We start from the raw sequence: 16,030 nt of genomic DNA, 5'->3' as shown, positions 1-16,030 counted from the left end.
GTTCACTCCAAGGGCTCGTAGGTTAGATGTTCTAGTTTTGGAGAGCTTAGCTTTCAGCTCTCCACATAGGCTTAAGCTTTTATTGCCGTTTCTAAAGCAATTTCAATCATGTTATTGAATGAAAGCTGACGCTCTTCTGCAGTCGTCTCTTCGCCCGTAATGCAATGATCAGATACCGTTAGAATAGCTAATGACTCAATACCGAATTGTTGCGCTAGTCCGTATAAACCAGCAACTTCCATATCGATACCTAGCACACCGAAACGCTCCAGCGCAGGAATGAGGTCTTCATCAGGATCGTAATAAAGGTCACCAGTGAAGACGTTGCCAACTTTTACATCTATATTTTTTTCTTTCGCTGAGACATAAGCATTGTGCAATAATTCAAACGTTGCCGAGGTCGCCATGTGGTAACCATTGCTGCGCTTAGCATTCGTTGGAGAGTCTGTCCCAGCTGCTTGCGCCAGAATCACATCACGCATCATCACATCTTTCTGTGTTGCACCAACACTACCAATACGAATAATTCGCTTCACACCGAAATCATTAATCAGTTCGTGACCATAGAGAACCATTGAAGGAACACCCATGCCATGACCCATTACTGAGATACGTTGCCCTTTGTAATAGCCTGTATATCCAAGCATGTTACGAATATCGGTCACGAGCTTTGAGTCTTCTAAATAGGTTTCAGCAATGTATTTCGCTCGTAGTGGATCTCCCGGCATAATTACCGTAGATGCGAAATCCTCAGCAGTACCAGCAATATGTGCAGTCATAATGTTTCCTTATTTGTTTTGTTGACGCAATCATAAGGAGCAATGGCACAAAGCATTGAGGACAAATGTCCGCTTTCAAAGTACTGCCTCTCAAATTTGAATCTCTCTATCAAAACAGAGAAAATAGCCGTTATAAGAACCTAGGTATGACTGGCTTACTATCCTTAGCACACAAAAAAGCCCCTGCTGATTTCTCAGCAGGGGCTTTCAATTATTTGGTGTCATTCCGAATAACTACATCATATTGATGTTGAGTTAAATCTTGGAATTAGCCTTGAATACCAACAATTAACCAAGGTGCATTGTCAGTTGTTAGGTCACGCTCTAGGTGCCAGATATCTGTGATATCTTCTTCAACGCCATCCGCAGTGTCACGGTAACGACCACTAAACTGAAGGCTTAGCTGTGCTTTGCTACCATCGTGGTCTGCACGAACGATTTCAGCATCAACGTACATTACGTCTGTGTGCTGATCACCGTCTAGCTTATTACGCTCAGCTTTTAGGTCTTCAAATAGGCTTGGAGATACGTATTCTTCAATCGTGTTTAGCTCGTTGTGGTTCCATGCACCTTGCAGTGTACGGTAGTGCTCACGAGAACCATTGATGAATGCCGCTTGATCAAAGCCCGGCGGGTAGTTATGTGGAACATCGCTTTGTGCACCAAAACCGAAGCCACCAGCAGTGCCTTGTGATTGAGGTTGTGCTTGCTCGAAGTTATGAACATTTGGTTGTTGCTTAGGTTGTTCAAACTTGTTCTGACCCATGCCGCCGAATGCTGGCTGTTGGCCACGTCCATTCTGCTGATTCATTGAGCCCTGCTTCGCACCCAACATTCCGCGTAGGAATTTAAACGCTAGGAAAGCAATCAGCCCCATAATCAGAATATCCATGAACTGGATACCTTCAAATGCGCCACCAAAGAATGCAGCTAAAAGACCACCAGCAAGTAAACCACCTAGCAGACCGCCCATAAGGCCTTTCTTGCTAGAGTTAGCTGCTGTGTTCTTACCTGTTTGATCTTGACGGATCGAATTCGTGTTTTGTTGTTTTGGTGCTGGAGCCGTTTTAAAGCTTTTGCCAAATGACTTACCACCACCAAACTTTTTCGCTTCCGCGATTGGCGTCACCGCGACTGTTACCAACAGGATCGCGACTAGTGAGAAAAATCGTTTCATTATTATCCTTTATAGGTTTTTTATCTTTCGACACCTTAATCATACTCGTTAACAAAGAACAATGAAATATTCACGACGTTTACACATGTATCATAATATTGCGGCTATTAATTGATTACTAAACTAGCGAAGGGATTGACGACACTCTGGGGCAGCATTAAAATATTGAACGATGTTCATTTAATAGAAAGTACCCATGGCAAGACGAAACGATCACACTCGCGAACAATTAGTGCAATTAACCTTAAAAACGGTGACCGACTTCTTAGAAGAGCACTCTTATCACGAGTTAAGTCTACGCAAAATCGCCAATATGATTGGTTATGTTCCAAGTACCTTGGTGAATGTATTCGGCAACTACAACCTATTGCTATTGCATGTTGTTGCTCAAACATTAGATGAACTGGCGTCAGAATCTGCTGTAGCAGTTGAACAATCGAGCAATCCTCAGCAAGCTCTATTCAACCTTGCCTACTGCTACCACGATTTTGCACAAAAACACCCTCACCGTTGGCAGCTTATCTTTGAGCACAACATGAACGGTGAAAACCTTCCTGAATGGCAATCGAACCGTATCGATAGAATGACAGGTATGCTAGAGCAACTATTAATCGCGATTGCTCCTGAACATACTGAAAGCGAAGTCGTTAAAGCCAGCCGTGTATTATGGTCTGGAGTACATGGAATTACTCTACTTAGCGTTGATGATAAATTTTTCGCCTCTGAGCCTATCGATGGTAAAGAGTTGATCAATAACCTAGTCTCAAACTACTTAACCAACTGGTAATCATCCAAGGAAAGACAATGAACAACAGCAGCCAATCTTCGCTGTTAACGCAAAAAAGGTTCCTACCCTACTTTATTACCCAATTTCTGGGAGCCTTTAATGACAACATATTCAAAAATGTTCTGTTACTGTTTGTTGCTTTCGCAAGCGTAGACACGCTACCTATTTCCAGCAATTTATTCATTAATTTGGCCGCTGGCCTTTTTATTCTGCCCTTCTTCCTATTTTCTGCTTTGGCTGGTGTGCTGGCAGACAAATATGAAAAATCGTGGTTTATCCGTAAAGTTAAGCTTCTTGAAGTGGTGATAATGTCACTGGGTGCGGTCGGATTTATCTACGAAAGCTACGAAATATTACTGCTACTTCTGTTTTTGATGGGGACACAAAGTGCCTTCTTTGGCCCCGTTAAGTACGCCCTACTTCCGCAACAGTTAGAAACCAAAGAGCTTGTGTCCGGAAATGCTCTGGTTGAAACAGGCACATTCTTAGCCATCCTAATCGGTACTCTAGGTGCTGGTATTATTGCGTCAGAAGAAAGCGCAAAACTCATTGCTGCGATATGTATTGTTTCGTTCGCCGTGCTTGGCTATGTATCGAGCTGCTTTATCCCACAAGCACCAAGTAATGCACCAGACCTTAAAGTAAAGTGGCAACCTGTAAAACTGACCCGCGCGACACTGGCGATTGCCAAAAAAGACCGCCCAACCTTTCAAGCACTGATGTCGATCAGCTGGTTCTGGTTCCTCGGTGCAGCTTACCTCACTCAGTTTCCCAACTTCACCAAGGTTTACCTAAACGGTACTGAAAGCGCTGTCGCGTTTTTATTGGCACTGTTCTCGGTAGGCATTGCGATTGGCTCTTTGGCTTGCGATAAACTATCTAATCACCGTATTGAAATCGGCATCGTGCCAATGGGTAGCCTAGGTATTTCGATCTTCGGCCTGTTGATGGCAACATCAATTCCGGAGTCTTTGCCTGACTTTAACTCTTTCCATCAGTTTGTGACGTATTCCGAACTTTGGCCGCTGTTTGCTTATCTTCTATTACTGGGGATCTCTGGCGGTATCTTTATTGTTCCGCTTTACTCTCTAATGCAGCTACGGGCAAAGCCAAATGAGCGAGCTCAAGTAATCGCTGGGCTCAATATCTACAACTCGCTATTCATGGTCGGGAGCGCTGTGTTAGGTATTGTTTGCCTTAGTATTTTGGAGTTTTCAATTCCACAACTGTTTGTACTGCTCGCGATAGGAAACACTTTGGTTATGTTGTATCTGTTTTATCAGGTGCCTATTTACGCTTTCCGTTTCTTTACGTGGGTGGTCACTCACACCATGTACCGAGTTAAACATAAAAATTTACATCACCTTCCAGAAAAAGGCGGCGCATTGATTATCTGCAACCATGTGAGTTATATGGATGCATTATTGCTGAGCGCCGTTTGCCCTCGCTTGATCCGCTTTGTGATGGAAGAAGATTACACCAAGTTGCCGCCTATTCGACGTTTCTTGAAAAGAGCTGGGGTTATTCCAATCTCCGCAACCAACCGTATCTCTATTCGAAATGCTTTTAAAGAAGTAGAACGCGCCCTGCATGAAGGCCACATCGTGTGTATTTTTCCAGAAGGAAAGCTAACCTCTGATGGTGAAGTCGCAGAGTTCATGCGTGGAATGGAGCTGATTATCAAACGATCTCCTGTGTCAGTCATTCCAATGGCTCTCAAAGGGCTATGGGGCAGCTACTTCAGTCGTTACAAAGGCAGTGCCTGCAAAGGACTACCAACCCGCTTCTGGACCAAGTTAGAGATAGAAGCTGGCAAGCCAATTCTCGCTAAAGATGCCTCATGCAAAACTCTTCGGCAGTCAGTCTCAGACCTTCGCGGAACACTACGCTAGCTAACCAGCCCTTTATTCATATCAGCTGAACAAGCGTTAAGTTTTCCTTAACGTTTGTTCAATTCATTTAGACTTACTTATCATTTTATTGAACGTATAGTGGTCTCATTACAATAACGTGACAACACAACAAGACTCTAAATACAATGAACCTAAAAAAGTCTGCTCCATTTTATCTTGCTGCACTGTTTTGCTTAACACCTTGGGTAAGCTCACCGACGGCCCTCGTTATTGGCTTTCTGCTTGCTAGTTTAGGTTTAGTCCCTGAGCATCTAGAAGTCGGCAAACTCACAAAGAAGTTACTGGCCTACTCGATTGTCGGCTTAGGCTTTGGCATTCAGTTTGAAAAAGCATTGGCAGTAACAGGCGACGGTATTGGTTTAATTGTCACGACCATCATTGGTACGTTAGTCATTGGTTGGTTCTTAGCCAAACGAATGGGATTGGATCGCACCACGGGCTACCTTATCTCTTCAGGTACCGCTATTTGTGGTGGTAGCGCGATAGCAGCTGTAGCACCTGCGATTAAAGCGGACGATGAACAGATTGGCTTGGCATTAGCTACGGTATTTGTGTTGAACTCGGTAGCTCTATTCTTATTCCCGATGATTGGCCACGCGCTTGAGTTAAGCCAACAAACATTTGGTACTTGGGCCGCCATTGCGATTCACGATACATCTTCTGTGGTAGGTGCAGCTTCGGCTTACGGTGAAGAAGCACTGACGACAGCGACAACATTGAAGCTCGCTCGTGCACTTTGGATCATCCCAATCGCTTTAGTCAGCGCGATGATCTTCAAGAACGATCAAAAGAAGATTACGATTCCTTACTTCATTTTCTTCTACTGCGCCGCCATTGCTATCAGTGACTTGCTGCCACAATTTGAGATGGTCTACCAAGGGATCTTTGATGTGTCCAAACGCGCGTTGGTTGTGTGTCTGTTCTTAATTGGCTGTGGTATTTCTGTAGAGAAGTTAAAAGCAGCAGGGCCGAAGCCATTGATGTTTGGTATTACGATGTGGACTATGATTTCGACAGGTTCTTTGGCGTGGTTAACTCTTGCTTAGTTCGCAAAGAAACGCTTTAACTGGTTGTTCGGTTACCTAGACACTCAGATTAGCGAGCAACAAAACAAAAAGGCAAAGCTCAAATGGGCTTTGCCTTTATCGTTTGTGGTAAAGATATTCTTTGTTGCAACAATCACAAATCAAACAGGGGCTTATCACTCTTCTTGCTCTCTCTTTTCATTAAAACAAGTACCACAACCAACACAAATGCGGTGAGTTCAGCCAACGAGCGAGTCAACCCTGACGAAGTGACCGCTTGGCCTATCTGCAGTAAAACCGCAATGATGAGGGCAATTTTCATAATAAGACCTTATTCTATAATTCGTTATTTATAGGACTTATTATGATGGATGGTTATAAAGATAATAAATTCTGTTTTGAACTATCTAATTGCTAAATTAACTAACCGCCTGCCAACTTAGTCACCTAACAACTGAATCACCTAACAGCTTCGCAAATAACGTCGAGGTAAGCGCTTACCTTTAACTCCTATGCTGAGACAACCACTGTGCCAACCCAGCGCGTGAGACCTTAATACCCTGTTGTTCTTGCTTAGGCATTCGATAATACTCAACAGGAAATTTGAACCGCTCAAGACGGCCATTCAATTGCTCAGCAAACCACTCTTTGGTTGGCAAATCAGCACAATCCACAATAGCGACAGGTCGAAATCCGAACTCATCATCTTCAATTGGAACAATAAAAGACTGATTAACCTCAGACAATTGGTTGAGTGCTCGCTCAATCTCCTCGCAATGAATGTTCTCACCACCAGAAATAAACTGATTGTCGGCGCGGCCAATAATCGACACTTGTTCGCCATCCCATTCACCGAGGTCTTTACTGTCGAACCAACCTTGGTCATCCACCAGTGGCGTTAAGTCACCTTGATAGTAATAACCGGAAGCGAGCGTCTCGCCGCCAATAAAGATACGTTGTTCTTCAATTTTTAGTTGGCGATGGTTAAGGACAAATCCGGCCGTGCTACTGGCATCAACGGGCTTCGCAGTCACTGTTGAAGCCGCTTCTGTCATGCCGTAGCCAAGCCATGTTTCGATACCCATGTGTTGAGCTTCAAGCCCAAGAGCTTCTGGAATATGGCTACCACCCAAAAGTACATGAGTTAAAGTAAGTGCTTGCTTACTCTTTAGTAATCGATGTAGCTGCGTAGCCACTAATGAAGCGTGACTACAACCTTCGATGTCGGTTTCAAGCTGACCTCTGCCTATTTTGATGCAACCACCTGCCGCCAACCAACGATGAACTATCGCTAATCCTGACACATGGTACATAGGTAAACTCAGTAACCAAGTGTCACCTTGTTCAAAATAAAAAACGTCGAGTAACCCGACCGCCGAGCATAAATGCTGCTCAAGCGTGTGAGCCACTGCTTTCGGATTTCCGGTAGAACCTGAAGTGAATACGATACTCGCTAGATTTTTCGGATTGAAGTTGGAGTCTTGAGATGCCGTTATCCGATTATCATCACCATCGACCTTCACTTCATTTAAGCAAGATAAGGTCACCAACTGAGTATTCAAATCGACAGTCTCTGATTGCTCTATCCCGCTACTGTCCAAAAGCCAAAGGTAGTTTTGTTGACCTGCTTGATTTAAGGAATCGAGCTTTTTCTTCAGGCGTAAGCTAGGCTGAGGCATCGTAAACGCACAAACCACACCCAAATTGAGTGCGGCAAGGTAAACAGGGGTCACTTCAGCTTGATTCTTACCAACAATCGTCAGGACGTCACCTTCAGATAGGCCTTGCTGAGATAGCTGTTGTTGGTACTCACTCACTAGCACAGACACTTGCTGCCAAGTATAAGTATGGTGAGTAGTCACTAACGCTGTTTGATGTGGGTTTTGCTGCGCCCACTGTACCCAAAGCGGGTGATGATTAGATTGTGGGCGCATCATAAGATAACCAAGTTATAGATTGAAAACGGTCTAAGCCAATCGAACGATCAGCTTAAGAAGACCAAATCAATTGTTGCTGCTCAAGAGTAGAAACCGGAAGCTGACAACCCGGCCAAGAAACCTCTAGCTGTTGCTGATACAAGCCAATTGTATCAAGTCCTGGAACTTCATTAGGCAAGTATTGTTGTGCTAATCGAGCAATCTGAGTTAAGCCAAGGCTAGACTCTATGCTTGAGCTTAGTACTGGTTTGATACCGAGTTGCTGTGCACGCTCAATGATTGCCACACAACGCTCTACAGAACCAATAAGAGTTGGCTTGATCACGACAGCTTTAACACCAGTAAGGTCGCTAAGATCAAATTCAGGGCTTCGCACCGCTTCTTGCAATGTTTCGTCCCACGCAATCGCTACGCCATGGTCAATAGCAAATGCCAAGCTGTCTTCTGGTTTCTGGCAAGGCTCTTCAATAAAGCTAATACGCTGACGCAGTGACGGCGAAATGTACTTAATGAACTGCTTCGCTTTCTCCGGCTTCCACGCACGGTTAGCATCAAGTCTTAGGGTCAAATCAGGTATCGACTCAAGGAATAAGCTAACCAACATACCATCGCGAATCGCTTCGTAAAGACCGACTTTCACTTTCGCGACCTTCTCGCCTTTCATCTCATTCAGCACAGGGATCAATTCATCTGGATCGCCTGTACACAACGGCGCAACTTGGTCGTTACCTTCAGCATTGAGTTCGCCTCGTAATTCCATCATCGCCATTGAAAAACCGAAGGCAACAGAAGGATATAGATCATCAAAAGGCGTTTGAGGGTTATTGTGGCTCCAAAGCTCTAATTCGTGTTGAAGCTGAATACCGGCTTGTTCGGCATCTTCTTGGCTAAAACCTGGCAAAGGTGCGACTTCGCCAAAGCCAGTTTTACCATCACACTCAAGTTGGATGATATAGCCAACGCGTTCGTTCAACTTATTGTCACGAAGAATCACACCACTATCCATAGGTAGTTGATAACGGTAGAGTTTAGCGTGACGCTGAGAATTCACTGAGTTCATAAAGTTTCCTAAAAAACGGGGAACATCAAAACAAAACGAGCCGCTATTAGCGACTCATTTTAAAGAAGAGAAAGACTATGGGTTACGCGGAAATTTGTCGAAATCAGGTCGACGCTTCTCGTTAAATGCGTTTCGGCCTTCTTGGCCTTCTTCTGTCATGTAGAACATCATGGTTGCGTTACCCGCCAACTCTTGTAGACCAGCTTGACCATCACAGTCTGCGTTTAGTGCGGCTTTCAAGCAACGCAGCGCCATTGGGCTGTGTTGAAGCACTTCACGACACCAACGAACCGTTTCTTTTTCTAGGTCGGCAACAGGCACTACAGTATTTACTAGACCCATGTCCAATGCTTCTTGAGCATCGTAGAAACGACACAAGAACCAGATTTCACGTGCTTTCTTCTGACCAACGATACGAGCCATGTAAGAAGCACCCCAACCGCCGTCGAATGAGCCTACTTTAGGGCCCGTCTGACCGAACTGCGCGTTTTCAGCTGCAATGGTAAGGTCTGCCATCATGTGAAGAACATGACCACCACCGACTGCCCAACCCGATACCGCTGCGATTACTGGTTTGGGACAAGTACGAATTTGACGTTGGAAATCAAGCACGTTCAGGTGATGTGTACCTGAATCATCTTGATAGCCGCCGTAGTCACCACGAATACTTTGGTCACCACCAGAACAGAATGCCTTCTCACCAAGACCCGTCAAAATGATTACGCCAACCTTCTCGTCATAACGAGCATCAGCCAGTGCATTGATCATCTCTTTTACGGTTTGTGGACGGAACGCATTGTGGACTTGAGGACGCGCAATCGTGATTTTCGCAATACCGTCGTCAGACTTGTGGTACTGAATATCTTCGAATTGACTGCTTTCATCGCTCCAGTTAACTGCCGCGTAAAGTTCTTCTTCTGTGATGCCTACTGTTTTAGCCATGGTGATTCCCATTGTTCTATTAGAGACCACGACTAACAAGTAGTCGTGACGGTGTTGCTCTGCTTTTGATAGTGCTTGAGACTAGAGATCCGCTCAGTCAGATTAGCGACGACTGGCGATACATTGGATTATCAAGTTTGAAAACAACTCTGGTTGCTCAAAATGAACATTATGACCCGCGTAATCAACCTGACTATATTCAAAGCCACTATTCTCAGCTAGCTCCATGAATTTACGATCTTTTTCTCCACACACATAATGCAATAAATGCTCATGAGATTTCAATGTGGCACGTAAATCCGGTTGCTTAGCTAACGAAGTAGATAACAACATATTTGCTACGGATACTCCAAGGTTACCACTACGCTTTATGACCAAAGTTTGTCTTTGCTCATGATTTAGTGAAGAAAAGACGCTTTGTTGATACCAATCGTCTAAAACATCTTCAATCGACTGCTGCGCAAAGCGGACAGCCCACTGCGTATCATGTACTAACCTTTGTGCTCGTTCTTCATCACGCTCCAGACCAAAGTTGCCACCTTCAATAATGACTTTCTCTAGATTGAGTGTTTCGAAGCAAGGGCTTGTCACCCCATACATGGCGAGCCTTCCTCCCATAGAGTAGCCAATTACCACGATAGGGTAATCCGCAGGAAGATCGTTGAGGGCAAGTTGAGAAGTAATGCACTGAACGATTTTCTTGCAGCAATGATCAAAGCCTACCGGATCGATAAAGCGGCTTTGTCCGTGCCCGGGCAAATCTATGCAAAGACGAGGAAAATCCTCTAGATATGGATGACATGCACTCCAATCATCCCCGCTTCCGAGTAAACCATGTAAAAAAACAAGCAAAGGTTTGTCGGAAGGTTCTTGTACAGCTGGGTAATAATTGGAGTAAAGCATGTAAAGTCCTTAGGCTAATGCCTCGGTGAGCATTGAACTGAATTGTTTCAGCAAAGTAGACGCTTGTTCGGGAGGCGTCTTAACTTCAACGAGCAAGGTACCCTGACCCTGTTCGAAATGTTGTTCGATAATGTTTTGATAGCAATTCAAGGTTTCTGGTGCAGCGTAACCAAGTTGGAACTGCGCAGCAGCGTGTTCAAAACTGAAACCATGAGGCATTTGATAAAGTGACTGTTTTTGCTGCTCTGGTACCGGCAACAAGTCAAAGATTGCACCACCGTCATTGTTGGTCACAACAATAACCATCGGCGTTAAATTATGAGTCAGCAGAGCCAGTGAATTGAGGTCGTACAACAAAGAGGTATCACCAATCAACATCAACAAAGGATTCTGGTTGGCTTTCACCACGCCCGCAGCCGTCGCCACCAAGCCGTCAATGCCCGATGCACCACGGTTACTGTAAACTTGATTCGCAGATATTGATGACAGCATATCCACCAGCCTTACCATCAAGCTATTTCCCACAAATAGCTCTCTGCCTTTAAGTCTAGACGACAAGTCAACGGCAACACTGAGTTCCGTCAATTGGTCATTGTTGGATATTTGCGCGAGGGCGAGTTGCTGAACAGTATTTGCGACCTCGATTAAAGGAGCCGCCCAACCTGCATGCTGGCCTAGCAAGGTGGGTAAATGCTGCTCTGACACCCATGACTCGATAGCAGCAACGATATGAGTTTGAGGCAGATGATCTTGGTTGATTCGGTGCGTATCTGGTGACACAACAATATATTGTGATGAGCAGAATGATGATGCTTGCGACTTTATCCAATGATTAAGGCGCTTAGAAACAATGCGCTCACCGAACTGAAGGATGAAATCACATTGGTTAAGTTGTTCTTTCGCTACGTCACTCTGCATCCAAAGATCATAATGTTTCCAATCACTTGTGACACCTGATTGAGGGTCACAAAAAACTGGCCAACCTAATGCAGTGGCAAACTGCTGAGCTTTTTTCGCCTGTTCAATATCTAGCGAACCGAGAATAACCACACCCTTACGTCCAAGATACTCACCTGGAGCAATAGGTTGTGTGTTCACTTGATTAGGTAAAAACGTTTGGCTGTAACTACCTGTTCCCGATTTCCACCCAGCGACACTGGATGTGTATTCCGCATACATTTCCACGCTATTTGCAGAATATAGAGGTTCTGGGAACGGACAGTTGATATGAATCGCACCACCAACATTGCGTTGTTTCACTAGGGCGTGATCAACCGATGTCAGTAACCAATTCAGAGAAACTTGTGTACTAGGGCTTGGTAAGTTTAAAGCACTTTCAACATGGGAAGAAAAGATACCCTGTTGCTGAATCGCTTGATTGGCACCACAGTCGACCAAGTCGATGGGTCTATCAGAGGTCAGCAAAATCAGCTTATCTCGTGTCAGCCCAGATTCAGCCGTCGCAGGAAGAAGGTTAGCGACAGCAGTACCAGAGGTAACAATCACGGCAACTGGCTTATCACTGGCTTTAGCTAAACCTAAAGCTAAAAATCCAAGACCACGCTCATCAAAGTGCGTGTGTAAGGTTAACTTGGAGTTGGCTTCAGCTTCTAGAGTTAACGGCGTTGAGCGAGAGCCCGGTGCAACACAAACATGTTCAACACCGTTGCGTGCTAGCTCTTCAAGTAATGTGTGACTCCAAACTCTATTTAATACGGCTTGGTCGTGATTCATGACGCCACACCCAACGGCGGGTGATCCGAAATCAAGCTGAGTAAGGTTGACATCTTCTTGTTCAATTCTTGCCATTCATGCTCGGCAACCGATCCCGGCACGATCCCTGCGCCAGCAAACAGCTGTACTTGATCGTTTACAACTAACGCGCTTCGAATCGCGACACAAAACTCTGCTCTCTGATGACTGATATAGCCAACAGAGCCTGCATACCAGCCTCGCGCAAACGGTTCGTGTTCAAGAATGAAGTCCATCGCCTCTTTACGCGGCAAACCCGCCACCGCAGCAGTCGGCTGTAATGCAGCAAGCAACTGCACACCGTTAACGCCATTATTAAGCTGGGCGTGGATATTACGCTTAAGATGCTGCACCTTACGCAAGCGCACAAGACGCGTATCCTTTTCAACATGGACCGTTTGAGAATGAGGAGTTAGGCGCTCAATGATGTCGTCGACCACATACTGGTTCTCATTGAGGTTTTTACTGTCTTGAGAAAGCCAGTTCGCTAACTCCATATCTTCTGTCGCGTTTTCTCCGCGACCAATGGTTCCCGCTAGCGCTTCAGTATCCAGCTCTGTCCCATACCGGCTATACAAACGCTCTGGCGTTGAGCCAATAAAGCTGTGTTTAGAATCCAATACCAACATAAAGTGAAAGCTGTGATGGTTTTGCAGGTAGCTGGCCTTGAGTAATTGAGCCGCGCAGATTGGCGCATCGAGCTGCAGTGTGGTTTTACGCGCTAAAACAACTTTCTTGTACTCTTCGTCGCTAATGCCCTGAAGCACTTTATCGACCAAATTACCCCACTGTTCTCGTTCTGGAACGTGGTTAATCTGTTCAATGTGAGCCGACAAAGGTGCCAATATCGCCGCTTCTACAGAAAGCTTATTCAAAGCGTTAATGGAGGCAACGCGATCAGGAGACAAGTTAACCGCTAGCGACCAAGTGTCGTCAAAGCGGATTAATTCAACCTGAGGAAGGAAGAAAAACGATTCCATGCAACGACGGTTCTTTGCGGTATGTCCATCAAATGAACGTCCACCCCAGATTCGTTGGTCTTCACCAAGAATTGCGTACGCGGGAGCAGGATCAGAAAAAGTGTGCAGTTGACCGAGCGCGACGACCTCTTCACGAGTGTCACGTGACTGCCAGTAGAACTTTGGAAAGAGCGGTTGAGCATGAAGCCATTCTATAAATGCAAACGATGGTTTTTGCGTTAGAACTTCAACACAACGAACTTCACTTGCTTGGGCATTTTGTACTCGCTCAATCAAAGCGGAGATAGTTTGCTGGAAATGTGACAAATCGACCTCGTTCACATCTAAATTATTATTATATTAGTTTGATACTTTATGGGCAGCACCCACTTAGATCAAGAATCTACTATATCTTTTGAACATTCCTGTGATTTTAAGCGATCCAGCCTCTTTATTCATCTTAGACAACAACAAAGAAAGCGATTAATTAAAATTTAGAAAAGAGTGACAACAAAAAGACCAAACGTGACACTGAAATGCGACATTCATCAGATTTTTATTCTATCAAACCCCATTTTGCGGTACTTTAATAAAGTATTTAAATTAATTTCAGGAAATCGGCAATGCAAAATATCGGGATGTCGTCAAAACTCAACAGCGTATGCTACGAAATCAGGGGGCCTGTACTCAAACATGCTAAGCGCATGGAAGAAGAAGGGCATAAAATACTAAAGCTTAATATTGGTAACCCCGCCCCATTTGGTTTTGACGCCCCTGATGAAATCCTTGTTGATGTAATCCGTAACCTACCGACATCTCAAGGTTACTGTGACTCAAAAGGCATCTATTCAGCCCGCAAAGCGGTTGTTCAGCACTACCAGAAAAAAGGCCTACGTAACCTTGATGTAGAAGACGTTTACATTGGTAATGGCGCATCAGAGCTTATCGTTATGTCTATGCAGGCGCTACTGGATAATGGTGATGAAATCTTAGTTCCCGCTCCGGACTACCCACTATGGACAGCATCTGTTGCGCTTTCTGGTGGTACACCGGTTCACTACCTGTGTGATGAAGATGCTGATTGGTATCCAGATCTAGACGACATGCGTGCGAAGATCTCACCAAAGACTCGCGGCATCGTTCTTATCAACCCGAACAACCCAACGGGCGCGGTATACAGCCGTGATTTCCTATTACAAGTTGTTGAGATTGCTCGTGAACACGGTTTGATCATCTTCGCTGATGAAATCTACGACAAAGTGCTTTACGACGGTGCCGTACATACTTCAGTCGCAACGCTTGCTGAAGACGTACTAATGGTCACATTCAATGGTCTATCTAAGGCTTACCGCGTGTGTGGTTTCCGTGGTGGCTGGATGTTCTTAACGGGTCCGAAGCACATAGCGAAAGGCTACGTTGAAGGGCTAGAAATGCTGGCCTCGATGCGTTTGTGTGCCAACGTACCAATGCAGCACGCCATCCAAACAGCACTGGGTGGTTATCAGAGTATCAACGAACTGATTCTTCCTGGTGGTCGACTGCTTGAGCAACGTGACCGTGCATGGGAACTGATCAACAAAATCCCTGGCGTTTCTTGTGTGAAACCAAAAGGCGCGATGTACCTGTTCCCTAAGATCGACACCAATATGTACAACATCAAAGACGATCAGAAATTCGTGCTCGATTTCCTTAAGCAAGAGAAGGTGCTATTGGTTCAAGGTACTGGCTTCAACTGGCCAAAACCGGATCACTTCCGCATCGTGACTCTGCCACATATCGAAGACCTAGAAATCGCGATTGGTCGTCTAGAGCGCTTCTTACAGACCTACAGCCAAGACGACCTCATCGAAGGTTAATTAGCACAAAGAAAGATGACTACAATTTGCTGTTTTAAAAGACTTTAACTTGTAATCAATCACTTCTATGCTTAAAGGGCTCCTGTTTGGGAGCCTTTTTTGTATCCGCTGTCTCGTACTGCTTGAGTTAACACAAGATACGAGTGGAGCATTGCTTATACCAATCACAGTAAGTAAGTGTCAGAAATAGCGTAGGAAAAAAACTTGAGAACAAGGCAGGATTTTTTGGTAAGTAGTTATTCTACAATCAAAAATTCTAACAAAGTTATCGAGTTTTTTAACAAGCTAGGATGACCAGTTATTTACTACGATTGGTACTAAAAGGACGCGTATGAAACAGAGCCATTTCTTTGCCCATCTTGCCCGTATGAAGCTTATCCAACGATGGCCCCTCATGCGCTCAGTCTCAAGTGAGAACATTTCAGAACATAGCCTGCAAGTTGCTTTCGTCGCACACGCCTTGGCATTGATTAAAAATAAGAAGTTTGATGGCCAGCTCAACCCCGAGCACATTGCGCTGCTTGGCATGTATCACGATACCAGTGAAGTGCTAACGGGTGATTTACCGACGCCAGTTAAATACTACAATCCAGACATCGCACAAGAGTATAAAAAGATAGAAGCGGCAGCAGAGCAAAGACTGCTTTCAATGCTGCCAGAAGAGTTCCGCGACGACTTCGCCCCGTTTTTGATATCTGGAACAGCAAGTAAAGAAGAGCAAAGCATCGTTAAACAAGCCGACACGATCTGTGCTTATTTGAAATGCTTGGAGGAGCTCAGTGCGGGCAATCATGAATACGAGCAAGCGAAACGCCGACTGGAAGAAACACTCGAACAGCGTAAAAGCCCAGAAATGGACTACTTTCTCACCACATTTGCGCCAAGCTTTGAATTATCACTAGACGAGATAAGCTAGCTGGGTATAACTTGAGTGTAATTA

The 16,030-nt window shown here is 44.9% G+C and carries 14 protein-coding genes; 5 read left to right on the top strand and 9 right to left on the bottom strand.

Going from position 1 to position 16,030, the window contains the following annotated elements; translation table 11 throughout:
* Positions 1–71: 71 nt before the first annotated feature.
* Both deoD and DUN60_RS03060 read right to left on the bottom strand, forming a co-directional pair.
* A complete protein-coding gene (gene deoD, locus DUN60_RS03065; protein ID WP_114633140.1) occupies positions 72–779 on the bottom strand; it encodes a purine-nucleoside phosphorylase in 708 nt (235 codons plus the stop codon).
* 268 nt (positions 780–1,047) lie between these two features.
* The gene (locus DUN60_RS03060; protein WP_114633139.1) at positions 1,048–1,956 is read right to left on the bottom strand and encodes a Tim44 domain-containing protein; all 909 of its coding nucleotides are present in this window, start codon (positions 1,954–1,956) and stop codon (positions 1,048–1,050) included.
* Positions 1,957–2,152: 196 nt separating this feature from the next.
* Between DUN60_RS03060 and DUN60_RS03055 the strand changes: the two genes are divergently transcribed.
* From DUN60_RS03055 to DUN60_RS03045, 3 genes are all read left to right on the top strand, one after another.
* Entirely contained in the window at positions 2,153–2,743 is a 591-nt protein-coding gene (locus tag DUN60_RS03055) for a TetR/AcrR family transcriptional regulator (protein WP_004736110.1), read from the top strand.
* A 17-nt stretch (positions 2,744–2,760) separates the two neighbouring features.
* Entirely contained in the window at positions 2,761–4,635 is a 1,875-nt protein-coding gene (locus DUN60_RS03050; RefSeq protein WP_114633138.1) for an MFS transporter, read from the top strand.
* Between the two features lie 146 nt (positions 4,636–4,781).
* Positions 4,782–5,702 (top strand): YeiH family protein, encoded by a 921-nt coding sequence (locus DUN60_RS03045; protein WP_004736106.1) that lies wholly within the window; start codon positions 4,782–4,784, stop codon positions 5,700–5,702.
* A gap of 133 nt (positions 5,703–5,835) precedes the next feature.
* On the opposite strand, the gene DUN60_RS24510 is transcribed toward DUN60_RS03045, so the two are convergent.
* From DUN60_RS24510 to DUN60_RS03015, 7 genes are all read right to left on the bottom strand, one after another.
* Positions 5,836–6,003 carry a hypothetical protein gene (locus tag DUN60_RS24510; RefSeq protein WP_004736103.1) on the bottom strand — a complete coding sequence of 56 codons (168 nt, stop codon included), beginning with the start codon at positions 6,001–6,003 and terminating at the stop codon, positions 5,836–5,838.
* Between the two features lie 181 nt (positions 6,004–6,184).
* Positions 6,185–7,618: an o-succinylbenzoate--CoA ligase gene (gene menE / locus DUN60_RS03040; RefSeq protein WP_114633137.1), complete on the bottom strand. Its 1,434-nt coding sequence runs from the start codon at positions 7,616–7,618 to the stop codon at positions 6,185–6,187.
* Positions 7,619–7,670: 52 nt separating this feature from the next.
* Positions 7,671–8,678, bottom strand: coding sequence for an o-succinylbenzoate synthase (gene menC / locus DUN60_RS03035; RefSeq protein WP_114633136.1), 1,008 nt, complete (start codon positions 8,676–8,678; stop codon positions 7,671–7,673).
* 75 nt (positions 8,679–8,753) lie between these two features.
* Positions 8,754–9,620, bottom strand: coding sequence for a 1,4-dihydroxy-2-naphthoyl-CoA synthase (menB, locus tag DUN60_RS03030; RefSeq protein WP_029222208.1), 867 nt, complete (start codon positions 9,618–9,620; stop codon positions 8,754–8,756).
* 102 nt (positions 9,621–9,722) lie between these two features.
* A complete protein-coding gene (gene menH, locus DUN60_RS03025) occupies positions 9,723–10,523 on the bottom strand; it encodes a 2-succinyl-6-hydroxy-2,4-cyclohexadiene-1-carboxylate synthase (protein WP_065206784.1) in 801 nt (266 codons plus the stop codon).
* Positions 10,524–10,532: 9 nt separating this feature from the next.
* Positions 10,533–12,257 carry a 2-succinyl-5-enolpyruvyl-6-hydroxy-3-cyclohexene-1-carboxylic-acid synthase gene (gene menD / locus DUN60_RS03020; protein WP_114633135.1) on the bottom strand — a complete coding sequence of 575 codons (1,725 nt, stop codon included), beginning with the start codon at positions 12,255–12,257 and terminating at the stop codon, positions 10,533–10,535.
* A complete protein-coding gene (locus DUN60_RS03015) occupies positions 12,254–13,561 on the bottom strand; it encodes an isochorismate synthase (RefSeq protein WP_004736095.1) in 1,308 nt (435 codons plus the stop codon). Before DUN60_RS03015 ends, menD begins: the two co-directional genes overlap by 4 nt.
* 296 nt (positions 13,562–13,857) lie before the next feature.
* On the opposite strand from DUN60_RS03015, the gene DUN60_RS03010 reads away from it, so the two are divergent.
* Positions 13,858–15,090, top strand: a complete 1,233-nt coding sequence (locus DUN60_RS03010; protein ID WP_114633134.1) for a pyridoxal phosphate-dependent aminotransferase — start codon at positions 13,858–13,860, stop codon at positions 15,088–15,090.
* Positions 15,091–15,421: 331 nt separating this feature from the next.
* Positions 15,422–16,006 carry a 5'-deoxynucleotidase gene (gene yfbR / locus DUN60_RS03005; RefSeq protein ID WP_017060613.1) on the top strand — a complete coding sequence of 195 codons (585 nt, stop codon included), beginning with the start codon at positions 15,422–15,424 and terminating at the stop codon, positions 16,004–16,006.
* The last annotated feature ends 24 nt before the right edge of the window (positions 16,007–16,030 follow it).

Origin of the sequence: Vibrio splendidus (assembly GCF_003345295.1) — a bacterium.
Classification (GTDB): Bacteria; Pseudomonadota; Gammaproteobacteria; order Enterobacterales; family Vibrionaceae; genus Vibrio; species Vibrio splendidus_K.
Note: the sequence above shows the minus strand (reverse complement) of the source record. Positions and strands in the feature narration are given on the sequence as shown.